At 70.8% G+C, this 22,645-nt stretch carries 22 protein-coding genes; 8 read left to right on the top strand and 14 right to left on the bottom strand.

Going from position 1 to position 22,645, the window contains the following annotated elements:
- The first annotated feature begins 34 nt into the window (after positions 1–34).
- The gene (locus tag AB0M59_RS51985; RefSeq protein WP_364631367.1) at positions 35–1,246 is read left to right on the top strand and encodes a cytochrome P450; all 1,212 of its coding nucleotides are present in this window, start codon (positions 35–37) and stop codon (positions 1,244–1,246) included.
- Here the strand turns inward: AB0M59_RS51985 and AB0M59_RS51980 are convergent.
- From AB0M59_RS51980 to AB0M59_RS51970, 3 genes are read right to left on the bottom strand one after another with little or no spacing between them, the layout of a single operon-like run.
- Positions 1,236–1,877, bottom strand: coding sequence for a DUF6308 family protein (locus AB0M59_RS51980; protein WP_364631364.1), 642 nt, complete (start codon positions 1,875–1,877; stop codon positions 1,236–1,238). The genes AB0M59_RS51985 and AB0M59_RS51980 overlap by 11 nt on opposite strands.
- A gap of 50 nt (positions 1,878–1,927) precedes the next feature.
- Complete coding sequence (locus AB0M59_RS51975; protein WP_364631362.1) at positions 1,928–2,881, bottom strand: alpha/beta hydrolase; 954 nt, start codon at positions 2,879–2,881, stop codon at positions 1,928–1,930.
- Between the two features lie 43 nt (positions 2,882–2,924).
- On the bottom strand, positions 2,925–4,226 hold the full coding sequence (locus AB0M59_RS51970; protein WP_364631359.1) for a cytochrome P450: 1,302 nt from the start codon (positions 4,224–4,226) through the stop codon (positions 2,925–2,927).
- 181 nt (positions 4,227–4,407) lie between these two features.
- Here AB0M59_RS51970 and AB0M59_RS51965 point away from each other — a divergent pair, with 181 nt between their 5' ends.
- Positions 4,408–5,226 carry an SAM-dependent methyltransferase gene (locus AB0M59_RS51965; RefSeq protein WP_364631384.1) on the top strand — a complete coding sequence of 273 codons (819 nt, stop codon included), beginning with the start codon at positions 4,408–4,410 and terminating at the stop codon, positions 5,224–5,226.
- Positions 5,227–5,245: 19 nt separating this feature from the next.
- Entirely contained in the window at positions 5,246–7,357 is a 2,112-nt protein-coding gene (locus AB0M59_RS51960) for an EAL domain-containing protein (protein WP_364631356.1), read from the top strand.
- Here the strand turns inward: AB0M59_RS51960 and AB0M59_RS51955 are convergent.
- From AB0M59_RS51955 to AB0M59_RS51915, 9 genes are all read right to left on the bottom strand, one after another.
- The gene (locus AB0M59_RS51955; protein ID WP_364631354.1) at positions 7,306–8,208 is read right to left on the bottom strand and encodes a DMT family transporter; all 903 of its coding nucleotides are present in this window, start codon (positions 8,206–8,208) and stop codon (positions 7,306–7,308) included. The two genes, AB0M59_RS51960 and AB0M59_RS51955, sit on opposite strands and share 52 nt — an antisense overlap.
- 27 nt (positions 8,209–8,235) lie before the next feature.
- The gene (locus AB0M59_RS51950) at positions 8,236–10,359 is read right to left on the bottom strand and encodes an MMPL family transporter (protein ID WP_364631352.1); all 2,124 of its coding nucleotides are present in this window, start codon (positions 10,357–10,359) and stop codon (positions 8,236–8,238) included.
- Between the two features lie 112 nt (positions 10,360–10,471).
- On the bottom strand, positions 10,472–10,720 hold the full coding sequence (locus AB0M59_RS51945) for a hypothetical protein (protein ID WP_364631350.1): 249 nt from the start codon (positions 10,718–10,720) through the stop codon (positions 10,472–10,474).
- Complete coding sequence (locus tag AB0M59_RS51940; RefSeq protein WP_364631347.1) at positions 10,717–11,058, bottom strand: winged helix-turn-helix domain-containing protein; 342 nt, start codon at positions 11,056–11,058, stop codon at positions 10,717–10,719. The genes AB0M59_RS51945 and AB0M59_RS51940 overlap by 4 nt, the downstream gene beginning before the upstream one ends.
- 113 nt (positions 11,059–11,171) lie before the next feature.
- Entirely contained in the window at positions 11,172–11,891 is a 720-nt protein-coding gene (locus tag AB0M59_RS51935) for a DUF2786 domain-containing protein (protein ID WP_364631345.1), read from the bottom strand.
- Between the two features lie 18 nt (positions 11,892–11,909).
- A complete protein-coding gene (locus AB0M59_RS51930; protein ID WP_364631342.1) occupies positions 11,910–12,590 on the bottom strand; it encodes a response regulator transcription factor in 681 nt (226 codons plus the stop codon).
- Entirely contained in the window at positions 12,587–13,726 is a 1,140-nt protein-coding gene (locus tag AB0M59_RS51925) for a sensor histidine kinase (protein WP_364631339.1), read from the bottom strand. The genes AB0M59_RS51930 and AB0M59_RS51925 overlap by 4 nt, the downstream gene beginning before the upstream one ends.
- A 184-nt stretch (positions 13,727–13,910) precedes the next feature.
- A complete protein-coding gene (locus tag AB0M59_RS51920; RefSeq protein WP_364631337.1) occupies positions 13,911–14,471 on the bottom strand; it encodes a TetR/AcrR family transcriptional regulator in 561 nt (186 codons plus the stop codon).
- Positions 14,450–15,247, bottom strand: a complete 798-nt coding sequence (locus AB0M59_RS51915; protein ID WP_364631334.1) for an SGNH/GDSL hydrolase family protein — start codon at positions 15,245–15,247, stop codon at positions 14,450–14,452. The genes AB0M59_RS51920 and AB0M59_RS51915 overlap by 22 nt, the downstream gene beginning before the upstream one ends.
- A gap of 149 nt (positions 15,248–15,396) precedes the next feature.
- Between AB0M59_RS51915 and AB0M59_RS51910 the strand changes: the two genes are divergently transcribed.
- Positions 15,397–16,377 (top strand): NAD(P)H-dependent oxidoreductase, encoded by a 981-nt coding sequence (locus AB0M59_RS51910; protein ID WP_364631331.1) that lies wholly within the window; start codon positions 15,397–15,399, stop codon positions 16,375–16,377.
- A gap of 4 nt (positions 16,378–16,381) precedes the next feature.
- Here AB0M59_RS51910 and AB0M59_RS51905 read toward each other — a convergent pair whose 3' ends face one another.
- Positions 16,382–17,833, bottom strand: coding sequence for a GAF domain-containing protein (locus AB0M59_RS51905; protein ID WP_364631381.1), 1,452 nt, complete (start codon positions 17,831–17,833; stop codon positions 16,382–16,384).
- Between the two features lie 136 nt (positions 17,834–17,969).
- Here AB0M59_RS51905 and AB0M59_RS51900 point away from each other — a divergent pair, with 136 nt between their 5' ends.
- Together AB0M59_RS51900 and AB0M59_RS51895 are read left to right on the top strand one after the other, a co-directional pair.
- Positions 17,970–19,493 carry an aldehyde dehydrogenase family protein gene (locus AB0M59_RS51900; RefSeq protein WP_364631328.1) on the top strand — a complete coding sequence of 508 codons (1,524 nt, stop codon included), beginning with the start codon at positions 17,970–17,972 and terminating at the stop codon, positions 19,491–19,493.
- Positions 19,493–19,861, top strand: a complete 369-nt coding sequence (locus tag AB0M59_RS51895) for a DUF779 domain-containing protein (RefSeq protein ID WP_364631327.1) — start codon at positions 19,493–19,495, stop codon at positions 19,859–19,861. The genes AB0M59_RS51900 and AB0M59_RS51895 overlap by 1 nt, the downstream gene beginning before the upstream one ends.
- Here AB0M59_RS51895 and AB0M59_RS51890 read toward each other — a convergent pair.
- Positions 19,830–21,206: a M20 family metallopeptidase gene (locus tag AB0M59_RS51890; protein ID WP_364631324.1), complete on the bottom strand. Its 1,377-nt coding sequence runs from the start codon at positions 21,204–21,206 to the stop codon at positions 19,830–19,832. The genes AB0M59_RS51895 and AB0M59_RS51890 overlap by 32 nt on opposite strands.
- Positions 21,207–21,260: 54 nt before the next feature.
- On the opposite strand from AB0M59_RS51890, the gene AB0M59_RS51885 reads away from it, so the two are divergent.
- Both AB0M59_RS51885 and AB0M59_RS51880 read left to right on the top strand, forming a co-directional pair.
- Entirely contained in the window at positions 21,261–21,944 is a 684-nt protein-coding gene (locus AB0M59_RS51885; protein WP_364631322.1) for an MOSC domain-containing protein, read from the top strand.
- Positions 21,934–22,524 (top strand): TetR/AcrR family transcriptional regulator, encoded by a 591-nt coding sequence (locus tag AB0M59_RS51880; protein ID WP_364631320.1) that lies wholly within the window; start codon positions 21,934–21,936, stop codon positions 22,522–22,524. The genes AB0M59_RS51885 and AB0M59_RS51880 overlap by 11 nt, the downstream gene beginning before the upstream one ends.
- Positions 22,525–22,645 lie beyond the last annotated feature (121 nt).

The following is a 22,645-nucleotide window of genomic DNA, read 5'->3' as shown; positions in this document are numbered from 1 at the left end:
CGTTGCCGCAACGACCTCCACGAAAGGACCTCCGATGAGCCAGACGGTCGACATCCCGAACGGTCTTCCGATGGAGCGCGACGCGGGTCCCTTCGACCCGCCGCGCGAGATCACCCGGCTGCGCGAAGCCCGCCCGGTCAGCCCGATGGTGTTCCCCGACGGGCACGAGGGCTGGCTCGTCACCGGCTACGACGCGGTGCGCCAGATGATGGCCGACACGCGGTTCAGCTCGCGGCTGGACCTCGGCGTCGTCCACGTGCCGTACGAGACGCCCGGCATGCCCGTCGCCACCGAACCGTCCCCGCAGCTGCCGGGCATGTTCATCGCGATGGACCCGCCGGACCACGGCCGGCTGCGCAAACGGCTCACCGGCGCCTTCACCGTCAAACGGATGAAGCAGCTCGAAGAGCACATCGCCGAGATCGTCGAGCGGCAGCTGGACCACCTGGCGGCCCTGGCCCAGCCGGTCGATCTGGTGCAGGAGTTCGCGCTGCCGGTGCCATCGCTGGTGATCTGCGAGCTGCTCGGCGTCCCGTACGAGGACCGGGACAGCTTCCAGGCGAACTCGGCGCAGTTCATGGTCCGGGACCAGACGCTCGAAGAGAAGATGGGGGCGTACATCGCCCTGAACACGTACTTGGCCGAACTGGTCACGCGCAAGCGCTCTTCACCGGACGAGGACATCCTGTCCGACCTGGCCGGCCACGAGGACCTCACCATCGAGGAGCTGACCGGGGCCGCCTTCCTGATGCTCATCGCGGGGCACGAGACGACGGCGAACATGCTGTCCCTGGGCACTTTCGCGCTGCTGGAGCACCCTTCGGAGCTCGCGTCACTGGCTGCTGATCCGTCGTTGATGCCGGGCGCGGTGGAGGAGCTGCTGCGGTACCTGTCCGTCGCCGACATCTTCTTCCGCTATGCGACGGAGGACCTTTCGCTGGAGGGTGAAACGATTGCCAAGGGGTCGACGGTCGTCGTTTCGCTGCTGGCCGCCAACCGTGACCCGGAGCGGTTCGCGGATCCGGACGTCTTGGACATCCGGCGAAACGCGCGGGGTCTTCTGTCGTTTGGCCATGGCGTTCACCAGTGCCTGGGGCAGCAACTGGCGCGTATCGAGATGCGTGCCGGGTTCGAAGGGTTGCTGCGCCGGTTTCCGACTCTGCGGCTCGCCGTTCCGGCCGGCGAGGTGAGGCTGCGGACGGACATGAACATCTACGGGGTTCACGAACTGCCGGTCACCTGGTAGGCGTGCGGGCCCGCATCCACAGGACCACGTCCAGGCAGCGCAGCAGGGCGATGTCCTCGATCCCGCCCGCCTCCGCGCGCAGCTCTGCCACCGCGGAGGCCCGGGTCGGGTCCGTGTGGAACCAGCTCCACAGGCAGTTCCACGGGCTCGCGGGCGCCTTGAGGATCGCTCTGACCTGGCTGTCGTACACCGGGGTCAGGCGGGGGCGCTTGCGGGCCAGCAGCTTGGACGCCGTCACCGGGCGGTGCTTGCCGCCGCATTGGCGGAACAGCTCCCACAGCCGGTGGGCCGGGGCGCCCGGTTCGTAGGTGGACCACGGGGCCGAGTGCATGGCGACGTCCACCGGGATCTGCTCCAGCAGCTCCCTGATCTGGTGGGCGTACGTCATCGTCGTGTCGATTGCGACTTCCGCCAGGCTCGTGATGCTGAGGAAGTTCAGGGCCAGGACGTCCGCTTCGGTCACCGTGTTGGCGACCGAGGGGCCGTCGCCGCCGCCGGCGAAACGCTCGAACCAGCGGCCCGTGTAGCGGCGCTGGTCGAAGTAGCGCCGCAGCGCCGACAGCGACTCTTCACGGTGCTCGCCGCGGACGCATTCGTCCAGGACGTGGTGCTGGTGTGCGTAGTCGATCATCGAGCGCTCCCCTCGTCGCCGAATGAGGGTCGCGCTCGTGACCTTGGTCGTTACGACAGCGTTTTCAGCCAGTTTCCCACCACGCCGAAGTACAGCGGCGCGTTCGGGGCGTAGTTGATCGCGTGGCCGTAGCCGTTCAGGATGTACGTCTGCAGCTGGGAAGTGCCGAAGAACGGCGCTTCGGAGGCCCGCAACGCCTGAGGCGACGAACAGTCGCTGCCCAGGGTGCCGCAGAAGTTCGGGTCGTTGCCGACCACCAGCAGGACCGCGGCCGTGATCTGCCGGGACGCCGGGATGACCACGGTCGTCAGCGTCAGGCTGTCCACCGCCTCGGTCGCCGCGAAGACGTCCTTTGTGGACTCGTCGTAGGCGATCGCGGCGGCGTCGTACGGGCCCGGGGTGTGGAAGGCCGCGTAGCGGGTGCCCGGGTCCGTGGTCAGGTAGCCGACGTCGCGACCGGGCACGGCCGGGTCGAGCGGGGCCGGGATCATCTGGGCCAGCGTGGGAACCACCGAGACCAGGTTCATCCGGTGCGTCATCCCGGTGACGAGGACGCCGTCGACGTCGCGGTAGCGACCGGCCTCGATCATCGCCATCGCCGAGCCGATCGAGTGGCCGCCGATGACGACCTTCGCGAACCGCGGGCGGACCGCCTGGACCACTTGGTGCGCCGCTATCCCCTGGACGGAGGCGCTCAGCAACGCGCTCAACGGCTTCGAGCTCTGCCCGGTGCCGAGCCGGTCGAGGGCGAGCGTCGCGATCCCCGCCTGGTTCATCGCCAGGCGGAACGAGCGGGTCTCCGGCGTGTAGCCGATGTCCCAATAGGACGCGTTGTACGTGCCGCCGGGAACCAGGACCACCACGGTCGACGCGCCGGCGGGGGCGCACAGGCGGCCGTGCATCGTCTGCGGCAGGAGCGCCACCGTGACCGGGACGTACAGGTCCTCGCAGGTCGTGGCCGCCTGGGCCGGGGCGGGCACCAGCAACGTGGCCGCGAACAGCACGAGGACAGCGCAAAATCGGCGTAGCACGGGGAAAGACCTCCAACTAGCGACGGGGGACGACCGTCATCGGCAGGTTGTCCGGGTAGGCGGCGGAGGTGAACTTGACGCGCACCGGCCGCCCCGCGACCGGGACCAGCCGCCAGCGCGCGGCCACCGTGGCCACCGTGATGACGATTTCGTGTTGGGCGAAGCGGTTTCCGATGCACTGCCGCCCGCCGGCGCCGAACGGGATGAACGCGCCCTTGGGCAGCTGCGTCGCGCGCTCGGGGGCCCAGCGATCGGGATCGAACCGGTCCGGGTCGGGATACGACGCGGGATCGTGGTGCAGGGCGTGCGGGCTGACGATCACCTCGGCGCCCGCCGGGATCCGCGTGCCCCCGAGGTCGACCTCTTCGAGCGTCCGGCGCATCAGCATCCAGAGCGAGTAGCAGCGCAGCACCTCGTCGATCACCTGCCGGACGTAGGTCAGCCGGGGGATGTCGTCGACGGTGACAGGACGGCCGCCGAGCACCTCGTCGACCTCGGCGTGCACGCGCGCCTCGACGTCCGGGTGCCGGCCGAGCTCGTGGAACGTCCAGGACAGCGCGAGTGCGGTCGTCTCGATGCCGCCGGTCAGCAGGGTGAGGACCTCGTCGCGCGCCTGCTCGTCGGTCATGCCGGCCAGCAGGAGCGTCGAAAGCAGGTCACCGTGGTCGACGCTCTCGGTGCGCCAGTCGCGGATCACCTCGACGACGATTTCCCGCATCCGTTCGATCGCCTCGTCGAATCGCCGGTTGCCGGGTATCGGCAGGTTTTCGACGAACTTCGGAGACAACGCGCGAATCATTCCCTGCTGGATGATGAGGTAAATGGACCTGCGGGCTTCGTCGACCGCCGCTTTCCCGATTTCCGTGGAGAACAGGGCCTCGCCGACGATCGTCACCGCGAGCTCCTGCAGGTCTTCGTCGAGCGCCCGGACTTCGCCCGGCTGCCACGAGTCGCTCAGGTCCGCCGCCGCGCGCCGCATGGTCTCCGCGTACGCGGTCAGCCGGTCGCGGTGGAACGCCGGCTGCATCAGCCGGCGCTGCCGGAGGTGGAAGTCGCCGTTCGAAAGCACCAAGCCATTTCCGACGAACGGCTTGAACTTGTCGAACATGACGCCCTTGCGGAACTTCGACCCCGCTGTGACCAGCACTTCGTGCGCCAGTCGTGGACTGGTGACGAAGTAGGCGGGCATTGGGCCGAGGTGGAGTTTGACGATTTCCCCGTGTTGGTGCAGGGAATCGGTGAATGCGGAGCGTCGCCGGAGTAACGCCGGAGTGTGCCCGAGAAAAGGCCACCGGCCCGGGGCCACCGGTACGCTCATGCGGACTCCTCGTTTACGCCATTGTGTGGATTTCCCAAGGAGACGGCCTACGGTAGGCGCGTGCGGCCGAACGGGACAGTGCCCGATCGGGTGGTGTGCCCTCACGCGGATGGCGCAGTCACCGGGCCATCGGGAATCGCTAAGCTCTTTCCGGTCCGACACGGCTGAGAAGGTGTTTTCCGTGACACGATCATCGGAATGGGTTCCACCGGGCGTCGATATCTCGGTGCCCAGCATCGCCCGCACTTACGACTTCATGCTCGGCGGTGGCCACAACTTCGCCGTCGATCGCGCGGTGGGCGAGCAGATCGAGCACGCGATGCCCGGGCTGCGCGACGCCGCGCGCGTGAACCGCGCGTTCCTCGGGCGCGCGGTGCGGTTCATGACCGCGCACGGGATCCGGCAGTTCCTTGACATCGGCTCCGGAATCCCCACGGTGGCGAACGTGCACGAGGTCGCCCAGGAGCAGGATCCGGACTGCCGGGTGGTGTACGTCGACCGCGACCCGGTGGCGGTCGCGCACAGCGAACTGATGCTGGCCGGCAACGATCGTGCGGCGGTCGTGCAGGCCGACATGCGGGACCCGGAAAAGATTTTCGATGCGCCGCCGGTCCGCAGTTTGCTGGACTTCGAAAAACCGGTCGGGTTGCTGATGCTGTTGATGTTGCACTGGGTCCCGGACGAGTCGGATCCGCTCGACCTCGTCGCGCGCTACAGTTCGGCACTGGCGCCGGGGAGTTTTCTCGCGATCACCCACGTGACCGGCGACCACCAGGGCGAAAACCTCGAAGACGCGACCGATGTGATCAAAGAAAGCCGGAGTCCCGATCAAGTGACGCTGCGAACGCACGACCAGGTTTCCGCGCTCTTCGCCGGATTCGAAATCGTCGAACCGGGGCTGGTGGGGTGCGGCGAATGGCGGCCGTCCGGGCCGGCGGACATCGCCGGCGCCGCCGAGATGAACATGCTCGTTTACGCCGGAATCGGCCGCAAGAGCTGAGCGGACCGCGCGGATGCCGATGATCGAAAAACTGCCGGAACAGCCGTCGAGTCCCGGCCCGGAACGGGCGCGGACCGTGCTCGCCCGGAAATGGGCCTACCTGCTCAGCGGCGTGACCGTCGTTTCGCTGAGCCGGGAGCTGCTCGACGAAGAACTGCGCGGAATGCTCGACACGCTGGTCGAGTCGCTGCGCGCCACGTCCGCGGACACGACACCCGCCGAGCGGATCGGCGCGCGGCTGGTCGGGCTCGGTTACGTCGGCGAGCCGGGGCTGCGGTGCACCCTCGACGTCCTCGGGAAGGGCTTGGCGGGGCTGCCCGAACTGCGGCCCGCGGACCGCTTCACCGAGCGGATCGTGCTGATGCTGGGCGCGGTCTCCTGCGGCTTCCTGCTCGCGCACGAGCGCAGTGTCCTCGACCAGCAGGAGATCATGCACCTCTCGCTGCTCAAGGCGGTGCGTGACGCGCAGTGGAATCTCAAGCAGAGCGAAGCGCGCTTCGACGAAGTGGTGACGTCGTCCGCGAGCGGCGTCGCGCTGGTCGCGCTCGACGGCCGGATCGTGCGCGCGAACGCCGCGCTGGCCGAGATGCTCGGGCACCCGGCCGGCGAGCTGACCGGGACGCGGCTGGACGACCACGTGCACCCGGACACCGCCGAGGTCCTCCGCGAGGCGATGACGGCGCTGGCCGGCGGCGGGCGGGAACGGATCCGGCAGTCCCAGCGGCTGCTGCGCAAGGACGGCGACGTCGCCCGCATCTCGCTCACCGCGTCACTGCTGCGTGACGCCGAAGACCTGCCCGGCCACTTCGTCGTCGTGGTCGAGGACGGCACCGAGCTGATGCTGCTGCAGGGCGAGCTGAGCCGCCAGGCCCTGCACGACGTGCTGACCGGCCTGCCGAACCGCCAGTACTTCGGCACCCACCTCGAGGCGGCGCTGCGGCGCGCCGACCCGGAGTACGGCGTCACCCTCTTCCACGTCGACCTCGACGCGTTCGGCATGGTCTGCAACAGTCTCGGCCGCCGCGTCGGCGAGCAGCTGCTGGTGCACTTCGCCCAGCGGCTGAAGTCCGTCATGGCCCGGGAGCGGTCCATGATCGCGCGGTTCCACGCCGACGAGTTCGGCATCCTCCTGGAGAACTCGGCGACGACGCCGGACATCGACTCCATCGTGCGCGCGATCAACGACGAGCTCGCCGAGCCGTTCTTCGTCGGCGGCCACGGGCTCGCGCTGTCGGCCAGCGCGGGCGTGGTGCACCGGCCGGCCAAGGGCATCGACCCGGCGGAACTGCTGCGCTCGGCCGACCAGACGCTGCGGCGCGCCAAGGTCCGCCGCCGCGGTCAGTGGAAGATGTTCGACCGGGACGCCGACGCCCAGGACCGGCGGACGCAGGCGCTGGCCGTGGGGATGGCCGGCGCCTGGGAGAACGGCGAGATCGGCGTGCGCTACCGGCCGTTGGCGCGGCTCGCCGACGGCGGCGTCGCCGGGTTCGAGGCCCGTCTGCACTGGGACCGGCCGGATGAGCGGCCGCTGGCGCACGAACGGTGCGCGGAGCTCGCCGAGTCGACCGGGCTCGTGCTGCCGCTCGGGGACTGGCTCCTGCGCGCGGCGGGCCGGCAGGGCGAATGGTGGCGGCAGCGCGCGGGTTCCCGGCTACCGGTGGTCGCCGGGCTCACCGGGCACCAGGTGGCCGACGACGCCCTCGGCACGCGCGTGACGCGGATGCTCGCGGACACCGGCCTGCCGCCGGAGCAGCTCATGCTCGGCGTCCCGGTCGGCGCGCTGCCGGTGTCCGGCGTCCGCGAGAACGTCGCGGCGCTCACCGGCCTCGGGGTCCGCGTGATGCTCGACGAGTTCGGGCTCGGGCCGGGCGACCTGCGCGCTGTCGAGGACCTGCCGGTCGACATCGTCCGCGTCGACCGCCGGCTCGCGCAGTGGCAGGCGTGGTCGGACTCGACGTTCCTGGGCGCGCTGGTGCCGCTGGTCCGGCAGGTCGGCGCCACGCTGGTCGTCGACGGGATCCACACCGAGGACCAGGCGAGCTGGTGGGGCACGGCCGGCGCGGAGCTGGGCACGGGCGACTACTTCGGGGCCGCGAGGCCGCCGGGTGAGCTCGCCGCCACCTTCGCCTGAGCGGGCCACCGGGTCAGGCCGACGGCGGCCAGCACGATCACCATGCCGCCGACGATCCGGGGCGTCAGCGGCTCGCCGAGGACGAGCGCGCCGAGCGCGACCGACACCACCGGGAGCAGGTAGCCGACGGTCGCGGCGGCCGTCGGGCCTTCGTCGGTGAGGATCCGGTAGTTGAGGTAGAAGGTGATGCCGGTCCCGAAGACGCCGAGGATCGTCACCGCCACCACCGCGGTCAGGTTCAGGTGCGGGGCCGCGCCGGCCACCGGGAGGGCCACCGCGGTCAGCGCCGTCGCCGTCATCAGCTGGGCGGCCGAAAGCGCCAGTGGGGCGCCGTCGGGCGGCAGTTTCCTGGCCATGTAGGCGAACGCGATCGCGTAGCTGAGTCCGGCACCGAGCAGCGCGAGCGCGCCGCCGCTCAGCAGGCCCGCCTGCTGCCACGGCGCGAAGATCACCAGCACGCCGGCGAAACCGAGGGCCAGCCCGAGCAGCCGGGCCGGGCCGAGGCGGCGGTCGGTGCCGAGCACGACGCCGATCAGCAGTGACCACAACGGTGTCGTGGCGTTCATGACGCCCGCGACGCCGGAGTCCACGGTGCGTTCTCCGATGCCGAAGAGCGCGAACGGCACGGCGTTGCAGAAGAGCGCGGCGACGACCAGCCGGCCCCACGTCCGGCGGTCGCGCGGCAGGCGCTGGCCGGTCGCGAAGGCCATGGCCAGCAGCGTCAACGCGCCGAGCGCGCAGCGGACCAGCGTGAGGTGGACGGGGCTCAGCCCGGTCAGGGCCAGCTTGATCCACAGGAACCCCGAGCCCCACAGAAGAGCCAATACCGCGATGCGCACCCATCCAGTCACGCTGTCCACGGTGCCGAAAATGATCTGTCAGGACAAGTGAAGAGTTCTGGAGTGATCTTTAAGGTTTGCTACAGCTTCGGGTCGCCAGAGCCGATCGCCGAGCAGGGCCAGCGCCGCGGGCAGCAGCACGCCGCGCACGAGCGTCGCGTCGAGCAGGATCGCGAACGCCATGCCGAGCCCGAGCATCTTGTACTCGATCGCCGCGAGGCTCAGGAAGATGCTGAACACGCCGGTCATGATCAGCGCGGCGCTGGTGACGACGCCGGAGCTGCGCGCGCTGCCTTCGACGATCGCCTCGCGCGCCGTCCCGCCCGCGAGCCGTCGTTCGCGGATCCGGCTGAGGATGAACACGTGGTAGTCCGTGCTCAGCCCGAACAACAGCACGAACAGGAACATCGGCAGCCAGCCCAGCACGCCGCCGTAGGGCGTGAAACCGAGTAGTGGTGCGAGAAAGCCGTCCTGGAACACGAGCGTGAGCACGCCGTAGGCCGCGCCGACCGAAAGCAGGTTGAGCAGGATCGACACCGCCGGCACCGCGATCGACCGGAACACGACGAGCAGCAGCACGAACGCGAGCAGCAGGATGAACCCGAAGACGTACGGCGCTCGCGCGAGCACCTGCGCGGTGAAGTCGTGCGCTTCGGCGGTCCGGCCCGCGACGGCGAAGTGGACGCCGTCGAGGCCGCCGATCGCCTGGGGCAGCAGGGTATCCCTCAGTGTCGTCAAGGTCCGGTCGGCCGCCGCGTCATTTCCGGTGCCGCCGAGCGGGATCCGCAGGACGAGGGCGTCGCCCACCGGAACCACGATCGCCGGCTTCGGCGTCCGGGCGGTGAGTTCACCGATCGCCCGGCGGACCGCGGGGGTGTCGACCGGGCCCTCGTCGCTCCACAGGACGACGTGCGCCGGCATCGTCACCCCGGGAAACGCTTCCTGGACGCGCGCGGCCGCGTCGATCACCGGGATGCTGCGCGGCAGGCTTTCGGTCGGAGCCGGGTCCTGCAAACGGATTCCGGCCGCGGGCAGGGCGAGCAACACCAGCAGCCCGGCGGCGATCCCGGTCCACAGCTTCGGCCGTCGCGTCACGATCGAGGCGACGCCGGCCCAGAACCGCGAGCGGGTGCCCCGCTTGCCCAGCCACGGGATCCGGAGGCGGTCGACGCGGGTGCCGAGCAGTGAAAGCGTCGCGGGAAGCACGGTCACCGACGCCAGGACGGCGAGGCCGACCACGAGGATCGTGCTCACGGTCAGGCCGCGCAGGTTGTCGAGCCCGGTGAACAGCAGGCCGGTCACGCACAGCGCCACGGTCAGTCCCGACACGACGATCACGTGGCCGGACGTCCGGGCGGCGATCCGGATCGACTCGTCGACGCCGTGCGCGCGTTCTTCCCGGACGCGGCGCAGGAAGAACAGCGAATAGTCGACGCCGACCGCCATGCCGATGAGAAGGGTCATCGAGGAAGTGGCGCTGTTGATCGGAATCGCATTGTCCACTGCGGACAGCAAGCCGAACGTGGCGAGCACCGTGGTGCCCGCGAGCAGCACCGGGATCGCCGCCGCGACCAGCGACCCGAACACGGCCAGCAGGATCAGCAGGGTGAGCGGCAGCGAGCGCGTCTCGGACCGCCCGATGTCCTCCTTGATGCTCTTGTCGACCGCGCCGGACACGCTGAGATCACCGGCCTGCGCGAGCCGGGCGTCCGGGTGGCGGGCGGCTACCGCGTCGACGGCCGCGGTCGCCGTCGCGAGGTTCCCCCGGATTTCCGTGCCGGTGCCGAGGATCCGGAAGGTGACCAGGCCGGACCGGCCGTCGGCGGAGACCTGGGCCGGGTCGTCGAGCGGTGAGCGGATGTCGCCGACCACGGCGGACGCCGACAGTGTCGTCAACGTCGTCACCAGATCGGCGACGGCCGGGGAATCCCTTGGTACCAGGACATTCTCCCAGAACGGTTCGCGGGAGGCCTGGCGGTCGAGCACCGCTTGGCCGGTGCCGGCGTCGCCGGCGGGGCTCGACCGCGCGTCGGTGCCGGGAGCGAACGTGCCGATGACCCAGGCGAGCGCGACGAGCGCCAGCCAGCCGAAGATCGCCGCGGCGCGGTGGTGCGTCGACCAGCGCGCGACGCTTTCGACCACGGGGGTGCTTGCGGGCAGCATGAACTAAGGTCCTTCCGTGAAGGAGTGATCCGATGAGAGCTCGTCCTCGGGCGAGTGGGTGCTTCTTCTTCCTGGGCCGCCGAGTTGCCGCTCGGCGGTCCAGGGCCTCAGGTCAGTCGACCTCCTTGAGCACGTGCTCGATGGACCGCAGGCGGTCCTGGACGTCCCGCAGCTGCCGTTCGGTTTCTTCCTGTGTCCGCACGGCTTTCTCGGCCAGGCTCCGGTATTCGTGCTCGCGCGCGAGAGCGGCCTTGGCGCGCCAGGTCGTGGCCAGCTGCACGATCGCGATCGACAGCACGACGGTGATCAGGACGAAGACCCCGGTCACGCCGATGATCTCCTGCCACTGGTGCCAGTTCATGTCCGTCCCTCCTCGCCGTCCCGCTGGACGGATTCCGGTGTGGTCAGCGTCGGCACGGCGGCCGCGATCGTTTCCGGCGTCAGCACGACGGAGAACGGCGTGAGCTCGTAGTACCGCAGCGTCTTGCCGTCTTCGCCGACTTCGAAGCTGGCCTCGACCAGGCCCGCGGCTTCGAGCTTGCGCAGGTGGACCTGCAGCAGCGCGCGGCTGATCCGCAGCTCGCGCGCGAGCTTGCTGACGTAGGTGCGCTCGGCGCGCAGGGCGGCGACGATCCGCAGCCGGTGCGGGTTGCCGAGGGCACCCAGCTGCCGCAGGAGCTCGTCGCCCGTGGTCCACATGCCAACAAAAGTTAGCAGGTGGTCGGCCGAGGGGGTATCAGGGTGATCCCTGAGGGCTCGGGAACGTCATGAAAGGGTCGTTCACGGCGTTCGGTCGCGCCGCTGCCAGCGCCTCAGCGCAGGGCCTTCAGGCGGCGGGTCAACGCGGACGGGTCGAGGTTCGCCCGCGTCCCGGCGTCGTGGCCGTCGAGGTAGCCGCTGCCGGACAGCCGGCGGGGCGCGGCCGAGCGCAGGCCGCCGTACTCGGAGTCGAACGCGTGCTGCACCAGCTGTGCGCGGTCGCGGACGACCAGCTCCGCCGACCGCTCGCCGGGCGCCGCCGTGCGGACCGCTTCCTGCTCGGCGTGGGACAGCCGCTCGTGCACCGCGCGGGCGAAGCCGTGCAGCCACGTGCGGCGGTAGGCGGCGAGCGACTCGCCGGGGAAGAAGCCGTCCGGCCGGACGCGCGTCAGCTGCGTGCTCGCCTGCAGCAGCAGGCTGGTGAACAGCAGCTCGACCCGGCCGAGGTCGGAGCGGAAGCCGAACACGGTGACGCTGTCGACCTTCTGGCCGAAGCGGTGCAGCAGCGTCCGGCAGCGCAGCGGGTAGGCGACCGAGGTCAGCAGGCTCGCCTTGTCGCGGCTGTAGGGGTCGTTCATCGGGATCTTCAGCGTGCCGATCTCGTCGGAACTGGCCCCGGCGGCGGCGAGCATCGCCTGGTCGATCCCGTAGCGCGCGACCAGCTCGGCGGCCTTCGTGTTGTAGGCCTCGGCCTCCGCCTCGGTGACCGCCGGGTCCTCGGCCTTGGCCAGCAGCTTGCGGATGCGCTCGAGCTGCGGGTCTGACTCGGTCATGGAAGGCAGGGTATTCGATCAGGTGTTCGGACGCGCGCACCGGGTGCGCGTGTCGCCCGGCGACACGAGTCCGGTCTCGTACGCCACGACCACCGCTTGCGCCCGGCTCGAAATACCCAGCTTCGCCATCAGCCGGTTGAGGTGCGTCTTCACCGTCGCCTCGCTGACGCGCAGCTCGGCCGCGATGTCGCTGTTCGTCGCGCCCGTGCCGACGAACCGCAGCACCTCGCGCTCGCGGTCCGTCAGTCCCGGCAGGTCCGGCGTGGCGGCGGGCCGGTCCGCGGTGAACGCCTCCACCAGCCGGCGGGTGATCGCCGGGCCGGTCAGCATGTCGCCGCGGGCGGCCGCGTGGATGCCCGCGACCAGCGTCTCCGGCGGGCTGTCCTTGAGCAGGAAACCCGACGCGCCCGCGCGCAACGCCGCGTAGACGTACTCGTCGAGGTCGAACACCGTCAGCATGAGCACGCTGGGCCGCGGCGGCGCCGACGCGAGGATCCGCTCGGTCGCCCGCACGCCGTCCAGCTCGGGCAGCCGGATGTCCATCAGGACGACGTCGGGACGCAGCGCCGCCGCCTTCGAGACGGCCTCGAGCCCGTCACGCGCTTCGCCGATCACGTCGATTCCCGGCACCGCGGTGAGCAACGCGGCGAACCCGGCGCGGACGAGGTCCTGGTCGTCGACCACCAGCACGCTGGTCACTCGGGCTCCTGCGGTTCGGGCGACGGGCGGCTCGGGTACGGCAGGGTCAGCACGACGGCGAACCCGGCCGGGTCACGGGGACCGATCTCGATCGCCCCACCGTACATCCGGGCGCGTTCACGCATGCCGATCAGCCCGTGGCCGCCCGGGTTCGGCACGACCGCACGGCCACCGGCGTCGGTCACGCTGAGCACCAGCTGCTCCGGCTCGTAGTCGAGGACCAGCTCGGCCGGGGAACCGGCGTGCTTGAGCACGTTCGTCAGTGCCTCCTGCGCGACGCGGAACGCGCACAGCTGCTGGCCCGGCGGCAACGTCCGGGGCTCGCCGGTGATCCGCACGTCGACCGGGATCCCGGCGTCGCGGACCCGCGCGGCGAGCGCGTCCAGGTCGGCGAGCCCGGGCTGCGGCCGGTACTCCGCCGGTACTTGCTGCGGCGGGCGAAGGACGCTCAGGAGGCGTCGCAGCTCGTCGAGCGCTTCGGTCGTCGTGCCGGTGATCGTGTCCAACGCGGTCCGCGCGGTGTCCGGCGCCGACTCGAAGACGTACCGCGCGAGGTTGGCCTGCACCGAGATCACCGAAAGGTGGTGCGAGACGACGTCGTGCAGCTCGTGCGCGATCCGGACGCGCTCCTCGGCGACGGCCTGCTCGGCCTCGTGCTCGACGTCGCGCAGGCGGTGGCTGCGCACGTAGGCGGCGCGCCCGATCGCCGCGATCCCTGTGGCGAGCAGCAGCGCCAGGAGCGAGTCGCCGACCGGGGAGACCGGGCTGCCGAACAGCATCGACGTCTCGTAGGCGGCCAGGCCGAGCACCGTCACCAGCAGCGCGTCCCGGAACCGGCAGTGCGCCCACACCGTGTACGCGGCCACGACCACGCTGAGCTGGCCGAGCTGCGACCGGAAGCCGATGCCGTAGAACAGTCCCATCAGGACGACGCACGCGACCAGCGCCGGGATCGGGAAGCGGCGGCGCAGCGCGAGGGGCAGCGCGCTCACGGCGGCGAGGACCAGGCCGAGCGGCCGCGCGTGGTCGCCGAAGTGCCCGCCGAGGTCGGTCGCGCCGATGAGCTGGTACGCCGCGACGACCACCGCGAGCACGGCGTCGGCGAGCAGCGGCCGCGCGCGAAGGAGTCCCGGCACGCTGCGAAGCTACCGGGTCGACCCGGCGCGGTAGCCGGAGCCCGCGAGGTACCGCGAAGGTTTACCCGCCACTGCGTCGCCGGTTGCTTCCGCTGCGTGGTGGTCGACCACTAGCGTCGTCCGCCGGCCCGGTGGAGAGAGCGTCCCAACCCAAGGCAAGGGGGAGGGCTTTGGTGCGTCCTCTTCACCGGGTCTCCTGGCCGAGGTACGCGTCGAGCGTGACGGCCAGCGCCGACTCCGGCGACGGCGCGAAGCTCGCGCCGGCCAGCCCGCCCCACAGCCACAGCTGCGCGAGGCCGTGCAGCGCCGCCCACAGTGACGCGGCGACCAGCCGGGGGTCGGTGCCGCCGTGGCCGTCGACCGCCGCGACCAGCACCGCGAACTCGTCGAAGACCGCGCTGCTGACCGCGGCGAGCGCGGGCTCGTCCGGGTCGATCAGGTCGCGGCGGAACATCAGCTCGAACATCGCCGGGTGCCCCACCGCGAAGTCGACGTAGCTGTGGCAGGCGGCGGTGAGCTGTTCCCGCGGGCTCCCGTCGGGCAAACGTTTGCGGCGATCGAGCAACTCGGTGAAGCCCTGCGTGGCGACGGCCGACAGCAGCTCGGCGCGGCCCGAGAAGTGCCGCAGCGGCGCGCCGTGCGAGACGCCGGCGGCCTTGGCGATCCCGCGCAGCGTGACCGCGCCGACGCCTTCTTCGGCGAGCAGCTCCGACGCCGTCGTGATCAGGCGTTGCCGGGTGCCCATGCCTCGTCCCGGGTCATGGGGAGCAGGTCCGGGCGCTTCGGGAAGAAGCCGTCGCCGGGCTGGCGGCCGACCATCCGGTTGCGCGTGCGCGTCACGGCGACCGGCAGGACTTCGCGCAGCAGCCAGTGCGCGTCGGCGCGCCAGCTGCCCGGAGCCGCGACGCCGGGCAGCGGATCGAGCCAGGCGGGGTCGTGGCTGACGCCGAGCAGGCCGAGGACATACGCGGCGAGCCGCCGGTGGCCGTGGGCGGAGAGGTGGAGCCGGTCGGCGCCGAAGTACCGCGAGTCGGTGACGGCCTGATCGGGCCAGAGGTCGATGAGCAGTGCGCCGTAGCTGACGGCGGCTTCGCGGATGGCCTCGTTGAGCGCGACGATCCGCGGCCGCATCCGGTGCCCGAGCGGCATCCGGTGGGAGATGTCGCTGAGGGTGAAGGTGACGACGACGGGCGAGATCTCGGTGCAGGCCCGGATGGCGGCGTCGACCCGCCGGGCGACGGTCCGCGCGTCCCAGCCGCGGCTCATGACGTCGTTGCCGCCGCCGAAGAGCGCGACGAGATCGGGTGCGAGGCGCGTGGCCGCGGGGACCTGCTCGGGGACGATCTGGTCGAGCCGCCGCCCGCGGACGGCCAGGTTGGCGTAGCGGAAGCCGGGCTCGTCCTGCGCCAGGCGGGCGGCGACGAAGTCGGCCCAGCCCCGGTAGGCGCGCTGGTCGGGGTACGGGTCATCGAGACCTTCGGCGCAGCTGTCGCCGAGGACGACGAAACGGTGGTAGCTCATTCCGATCTCCGTAACCCGTGGTTCACCTTGTAGACACTGTCTATCAAACTTCTGTAGACGCTGTCTACTTCGGCGACTGGCGGTCCGCGCCTGACACTCCGGCCGCCTGCCTCGTCGTACTCATCGAATCGACCGAACAGGGGAGAACGATGATCAAGATCGGAATCGTGGTCGGCAGCACCCGTCCCGGCCGCCGGGGTGACCAGGTCGCGAGGTGGGTCCACGAGCGGGCCGCCCGCCGCACCGACGCGGAGTTCGAGGTGATCGACCTGGCCGACCACCCGCTGCCGCACCTGGAGGAGCCGCCGACGGCGAATCCGGGGCAGTACGCGGACGAGCGCACGAGAGCCTGGGCGGAAGCCATCGGCGCCTGCGACGGGTTCGTCGTCGTCACCCCCGAGTACAACCACTCCATGCCCGGCGCGCTCAAGAACGCCATCGACCACATCCACGCGGAGTGGCGCGACAAGGCGGCCGGCTTCGTCTCCTACGGCGGGGTCGGCGGCGCCCGCGCGGTGGAGCAGCTGCGGCTGGTCTGCGGCGCGCTGCAGGTGGCCGACGTGTCCCCGCAGGTCACGCTCGCCCTGGCGACCGAGTTCGAGGACTTCACGGTCTTCAAGCCGGGTGCGTACAACGTCGCCGCCCTCGACACGCTGCTGGACCACGTCGTCGCCTGGAGCGCCGCCCTCGCGCCGTTGCGGAACGGGGATGCCGAAGCCGAAATCCGGGCGCAGATCGGCCTCATCATCGAAGGTCTCCGAGCCAAGGATCTCGAGGTCCTGAAGCGGGTCTACGCCCCGGACGTCGTGTCGTTCGACGTCGAGCCGCCGCTGCAGCACGTCGGGCTCGACGCCAAGCTCGCGAACTGGGCCAAGGTGTTCACGTTCTTCGAGAAGGTGGACTACGAGGTCCGCGACCTGACCCTCACCGTGAGCACCGACCTCGCCGTCGGCCACGGCTTCGGCCGGGTCAGCGGCACCCTGCACGACGGAACCGCGGTCGAGGGGATGTGGGTCCGGGCCACCTTCTGCTTCGGGAAGGTCGACGGCACCTGGATGATCGTCCACGACCAGGCGTCGGTGCCGTTCGACATGGCGACCGGCCGGGGCGTGGCCGACCTCGAGCCCTGACGCCTCAGGCGAGCCGGGCGCGGTGGGCCGAGACGGCGGCTCGCCGCGGGTCGGCCGCCGGGAGCGTCCGCAGCAGGGCGTCCAGCACCGCGAAGTCGTCGACTCCGCACGCCGTCTCCCAGAACGACCACAGCACGGCCGGGTCGTCGCTGTTCAACGCCACCTGACGGACCTGCGCGGTGAGGGACTCGCGCTCTTCGCGGATCGCGGGTGCCTCGGACTCCGGCAGCAGCGGTCCGCGGAAGACGCCCACGACGTCGGCCGGCGAACCGGTGCGCAACGACGCTCGCGTCCGGGCGAAGTCCGCGTCGACGTCGGCCGCCAGGCGGTACGGGCGCGTCTGCACCACCGTCGCGCCCAGCTGGGAGCGGAGGCGGTGGATCTCCGCGCGGACCGTCACCGGGTTGCCCGTCTCGCCGTAGAGCTGCAGCGCCAGCCGTTCCGCGGAGAGGCCGTTCGGGTGCAGGGCCAGCAGGGTCAGGATCTCCGCGTGGCGCAACGTCAGCGGCACCTCGCGACCGTCCACAGTGGTCGAATGCGCGCCGTCCGAAAGGTATTCGAGGCGCAGGCGGGAGCGCCGGCCACCGGCACCCGAAGAAGAAAGCCGGAGCAGGTAGCCCTCGTCCAGGGGCTCCACGGTGGCGAGGCGGCCGTCGGGCAGGGCGACCGTCCCGCCGCCGCGCCGGACGTCCACTGTGGACGGGAGTAGGCACGCCTGGGCCGCCAGCACCCGGCCGCCCGCCGAGAGCAGGGCGCCGGGGCGTCCGCGCAGGGCTTCCAGGTGCGGCATGTTGACGCGCCGCAGGCGCTCCTCGCGGATCGCGAGCTGGGCGCGCAGCTGGCCTTCGGCGAGTTGCGCCGTCGCAGTGACCAGCGAAATCATCGCCGGGTGGACCGTGCGCAGCGGCCCGCTGACGTCGATGGAGCCGAGCAGCACGCCGGTCTCGGGGTCGCGCACGGGCGCCGCCGCGCACGTCCACGTGTGGTAGCGGCGGACCAGGTGCTCCGCCGAGTAGATCTGCACCGGCTCGCCGGTCGCGAGCGCCGTGCCCATGGCGTTCGTGCCGATCGCCGCCTCGCTCCAGCGCGTGCCCTCGATGAGGCCGACGCGGTCGCCGCGCAGCAGCTGGGCCGTTTCGCCTTCGCGCCACAGGATCAGGCCGTCCGCGTCGGTCACGATCATCACGTGCTCGGCGTCGTCGGCGATGCTCACCAGCATCTGCCGCAGCACCGGCAGCACCGGCACCAGCGGATGGGCTTCACGCAGCGAGGCGAGGGCTTCGGTGTCGAAGACGAACGGTGCCTCGCCCTCGTCCGGGTCGACCCGCGCGGCGAGCGAGCGGTGCCACGAATCGGAGACGACGGAGCGTGGCGACCGGGGCCCGGGAACGCCCTGGAGCACGGCCTCGCGGACGTGCTCCAGCAGCCGCGCGTACGACTCGGGGTCGCGCAGCATCTCCGGTTCGGGCGCCTCTGCCACGTCCACCAGCGTAGATAGCCGGCTCGCCGCGGTGCAACGCGCGTGCAACGTTGTCCCGCTTACGTTCGCCGCCACCAGCAGCACCGTCACTCCGAGCAACGAGGCAGGGAAGATGGTCCAGTACGCCGCACCGAACACCGAAGGCAGCGTCGTCAGCTACGAGTCGCGCTACGACCACTACATCGGCGGCCAGTACGTGCCCCCGGCCGGCGGGCAGTACTTCGAAAACCCGACGCCCGTCACCGGGAAGACCTTCTGCGAGATCGCCCGCGGCACCGCCGAGGACGTCGAGAAGGCGCTCGACGCGGCCTGGGGCGCGGCCCCGGCGTGGGGCCGGACCTCGGTCGAGGAACGCGCGAACATCCTGCTCAAGATCGCCGACCGGATGGAGCGGAACCTCGAGGCGATCGCGGTCGCCGAGGCGTGGGAGAACGGCAAGGCGGTCCGCGAGACCCTCGCCGCCGACATCCCGCTGGCCATCGACCACTTCCGCTACTTCGCCGGCGCGCTGCGCGCCCAGGAGGGCGGCATCTCGCAGATCGACGAGAACACCGTCGCCTACCACTTCCACGAGCCCCTCGGCGTGGTCGCGCAGATCATCCCGTGGAACTTCCCGATCCTGATGGCGGTCTGGAAGCTCGCCCCGGCGCTGGCCGCGGGCAACGCGATCGTGCTCAAGCCGGCCGAGCAGACGCCGGCGTCGATCCACCTGCTGTTCTCGATCATCGGCGACCTGATCCCGCCGGGCGTGGTCAACATCGTCAACGGCTTCGGCGTCGAGGCCGGCAAGCCGCTGGCCTCCAGCAACCGCGTGCGCAAGGTCGCCTTCACCGGCGAGACGACGACCGGCCGGCTGATCCTCCAGTACGCCAGCGAAAACATCATCCCGGTGACCGTCGAGCTGGGCGGCAAGAGCCCGAACATCTTCTTCGACGACGTCGCCGCGCGCAACGACGACTTCTACAACAAGGCACAGGAGGGCTTCGCGCTCTTCGCGTTGAACCAGGGCGAGGTCTGCACCTGCCCGTCGCGGGCGCTGATCCAGTCGGGCATCTACGACAAGTTCCTCGGCGACGGCGTCGAGCGCGTCCGCAAGATCAAGCAGGGCAACCCGCTCGACACCGACACGATGATCGGCGCCCAGGCCTCGAACGACCAGCTCGAGAAGATCCTGTCCTACATCGACATCGGGAAGCAGGAAGGCGCCGAGATCCTCACCGGCGGTGTCCGCAGCGACCTCGGCGGCGACCTGTCGGGCGGCTACTACGTCGAGCCGACGGTGTTCGCCGGCGACAACAAGATGCGCGTCTTCCAGGAGGAGATCTTCGGCCCGGTCGTGTCCGTGGCGAAGTTCGACGACTACGCCGACGCGATCAAGATCGCCAACGACACGCTGTACGGCCTCGGCGCCGGCGTCTGGTCGCGGGACGGCAACACCGCCTACCGCGCCGGGCGCGACATCCAGGCGGGCCGCGTCTGGGTGAACAACTACCACGCCTACCCGGCGCACGCGGCCTTCGGCGGCTACAAGGCCTCCGGCATCGGCCGCGAGAACCACAAGATGATGCTGGACCACTACCAGCAGACGAAGAACATGCTCGTCTCCTACTCCGACCAGGCGCTCGGGTTCTTCTGATGACCGAGCGCGTCGATCTGACACCGGCCGCCGCGGACCTGCTGCGGCGGCTGGTGTCGCTCCACGGGCCGGTGATGTTCCACCAGTCCGGCGGGTGTTGCGACGGCAGCGCCCCGATGTGTTACCCGGCCGGGGAGTTTCGCATCGGCGCGTCGGACGTGTCCCTCGGCGAGCTGGAGGTCGAGGGCATCGAGGACGTGCCGGTCTGGATGTCCGGGCCGCAGTTCGACTACTGGAAGCACACGCACCTGACGATCGACGTCGTGCCCGGCCGCGGGAGCGGGTTTTCCCTGGAGGCGCCCGAAGGCGTGCGCTTCCTGATCCGCTCCCGGCTGCTCACGGGCGAAGAGTCGGCGGCGCTGAACTGAAAGCACCGAACAACGACGTGGCGAGCACCAGCCCCTCCCGGGCGACCTGGGCGAGCAGGTGCTCGTCCGGCGCGTGCTGCAGGCAGCCCGGGTAGGAGTGCGGCAGCCACAGCGTCGCCAGCCCGAGGACGTCGGTGAAGACGTGGTTGGGCAGGCCACCGCCGAAATTGGGCAGGAGCGCGACCGGCCGGTCGGCGACGGCGTCCAGAGTGGACTTCGCCCAGCCGACCCACGGGTTCTCGACCGGCGTCCGGCTGGCGCGGAAGCTGGCGTCGGCTGTCACCTCGACCATCGAAAACCCTTGCTCGGCAAGGTGTTTGCGGATGGCGGGTGCGACGCCGTCGACGTCGGTGCCGGCGACGTACCGCAGCTGCAGCACCGCCCGGGCCCGGCCGGGAATCGCGTTGACCGGGCGGTCGGCGTCGGCCGCGCCGAGCGCGAGGACCTCGAGGGTGTTCCAGCCGTAGAGGCGTTCGGCAGGCGTCAGCCGCGGGTCACCCCAGTTATCGTCCAGTTCTGGGTCACCCGGTGTCGTTCCGACGACGACGCCGTTCAGGGCCGCGCGCACGCTGTCCGGCAGTTCGGGTGGCAGCAGAGCGGGCACCTGGATCCGGCCGTGGCCGTCGACCAGGCTCGCGATCGCGCCGGCGAGCGTCGTCGCCGGGTTGCGCAGGATGCCGCCCCAGTTGCCGGAGTGGTAGGCGTCCGGGCGCAGGTCGGCTTCGAGCGTGATGCGGACGCCGCCGCGCGCGCCGAGGAACAACGTCGGCGTGGCCGCGTCGAGGCGCGGGCCGTCGGAGGCGATGAGGACGTCGGCGGCGAGGAGGTCTTTCTCTTGCGCGGCGAACTCGTCGAGACCCGGTGAGCCGATTTCCTCGCCGGTCTCGAAGAGGAACTTCAGGTTGAAGCCGAGCTTCCCGCGCTCGGCCAGCAGCAGCCGCAACGCCGTGAGGTTGACCAGGTGCTGGCCCTTGTTGTCGGCGGTGCCGCGGCCGTACCAGCGGTCGCCGTCCGCGGTCAGCGTCCACGGGTCGAGGCCGTCGCGCCACTGCCCGGCTTCCCCGACGACGTCGGCGTGGCCGTAGCAGAGCAGCGTCGGCAGTTCGGGCGACTCGACGCGGACGCCGACCAGGAACGGGCCGCCCGCCGGGTCCGGGTTGGGGTGCTGGGTGACGTCGCAGCCGAGGCCGGTCAGCGCCGGGGTCAGGACTTCGTCGAGGTAGGCCTGGATCGCGGCGCGGCCTTCGGGGGCGTCGCTCACGGTGGGGTAGGAGACGAGCCGGGCGAGTTCGGTGAAGAAGGCGCCGGAGTCGACGTGGGCGCGGGCCTGGTCGAGCAGTTCCATGACCGCCAGCCTAAAGGGGGAAAACTATACGAACGATCGTGCTACCTTTGGGCCATGAACGTCGACAGCGTTTACGTGGGGCAGCCGAGCGTCCTGGGGTACCGGCGCGAGCTGCCGGTGCTGAGCGGGATCACGAAGACGCAGGTCACGGTGCCGGAGCTGAAGCTGACCGAGCTGAACCTCGACGGCGACCGGCAGGCCGACCTCACCGTGCACGGCGGCCCCGACAAGGCTGTCTACGTCTACCCGGCGGAGCACTACGCGGCCTGGCGCGAGGACGGCTTCGAGGTTTCGACGGCCGACTTCGGCGAGAACATCTCCCTGTCCGGGGTCACCGAGGACGACGTGCGGATCGGGGACGTCTGGGCCTGGGGCGACGCGCTCGTGCAGGTCTCCCAGCCGCGGTCGCCGTGCTACAAGCTCGCGATGAAGACCGGTCGCAAGGACATCACCCCGGCGATGATCGATTCCTTGCGCTCGGGGTGGTACCTGCGCGTGCTGCGGCCGGGCACCGTGCCGACGTCCGGCGCGGTCGAGCTGGTCGAGCGCGCGGACGCGCCGACGATCGCCGAGGTGTACGTCATCTCGTTCGCGAACTACGGGCAGCTGCCGCCGGAGCGGATCGGGGCGGCGCTGGACTTCGCCGACCGCGTCCTCGCGACCCCGGGGCTGGCGGTGTCGTGGAGCGCCGGCATCCAGTCCACTGTGGACCGCTGGCGGGCGCGGCGTGCCGGCTGACGGCCGGGTCGCCCGCGGCGACGCGACCCGCCGCGTGGTGCTGCGCCGGGCGGTGGACGTCGCGTCGGTCGACGGTCTGGAGGGGCTGTCCCTCGGCCGGCTGGCCACCGAACTGGAGCTGAGCAAGAGCGGGGTGTTCGCGCTGTTCGGCTCGAAGGAGGAGCTGCAGCTCGCGACCGTCGAAGCCGCTTTGGAGATCTTCCGCTCGTACGTCGTGACGCCTGCCGCGGCGGTCGCGCCCGGCTTGCCGCGGCTGCGCGCGATCTGCGAGAACTGGCTGGACTATTCGGAAAAGCGCGTCTTCCCCGGCGGGTGCTTCTTCTTCAACGTCGGCGCGGAGGTCGACGCCCGCCCGGGCCGGGTGCACGACGCGGTGGCGGCGGCGAGCGGCTCGTTCGCCTCGTTCATCCGCGAGACGGCCGTCGAGGCGGTCTCACTCGGCCACCTGGACGCAGACGCGGAAGTCTTGGCGTTCGAGCTGCACGCGCTGGGCCGCGCGGCCAACGCGGACGCGGTGCTGAACGGCGGCACCCACCCGTATGCCCTGGCCAGGCGAGCCATCGGCGCAAGACTGTCGTGAGTGAGAAACAGTGTTAGAACACTGTTTCTCACTCACGCACCCGTAAAAACAAAAGACCAGCGGGCTCCCGTAAAAGAAGAATACATGCGTGAACCAGCGGGGGGCCTGGGTGGCGGTGCGC

It is taken from the genome of Amycolatopsis sp. NPDC051371, assembly GCF_040682155.1.
Taxonomy (GTDB): domain Bacteria; phylum Actinomycetota; class Actinomycetes; order Mycobacteriales; family Pseudonocardiaceae; genus Amycolatopsis.
Note: the sequence above shows the minus strand (reverse complement) of the source record. Positions and strands in the feature narration are given on the sequence as shown.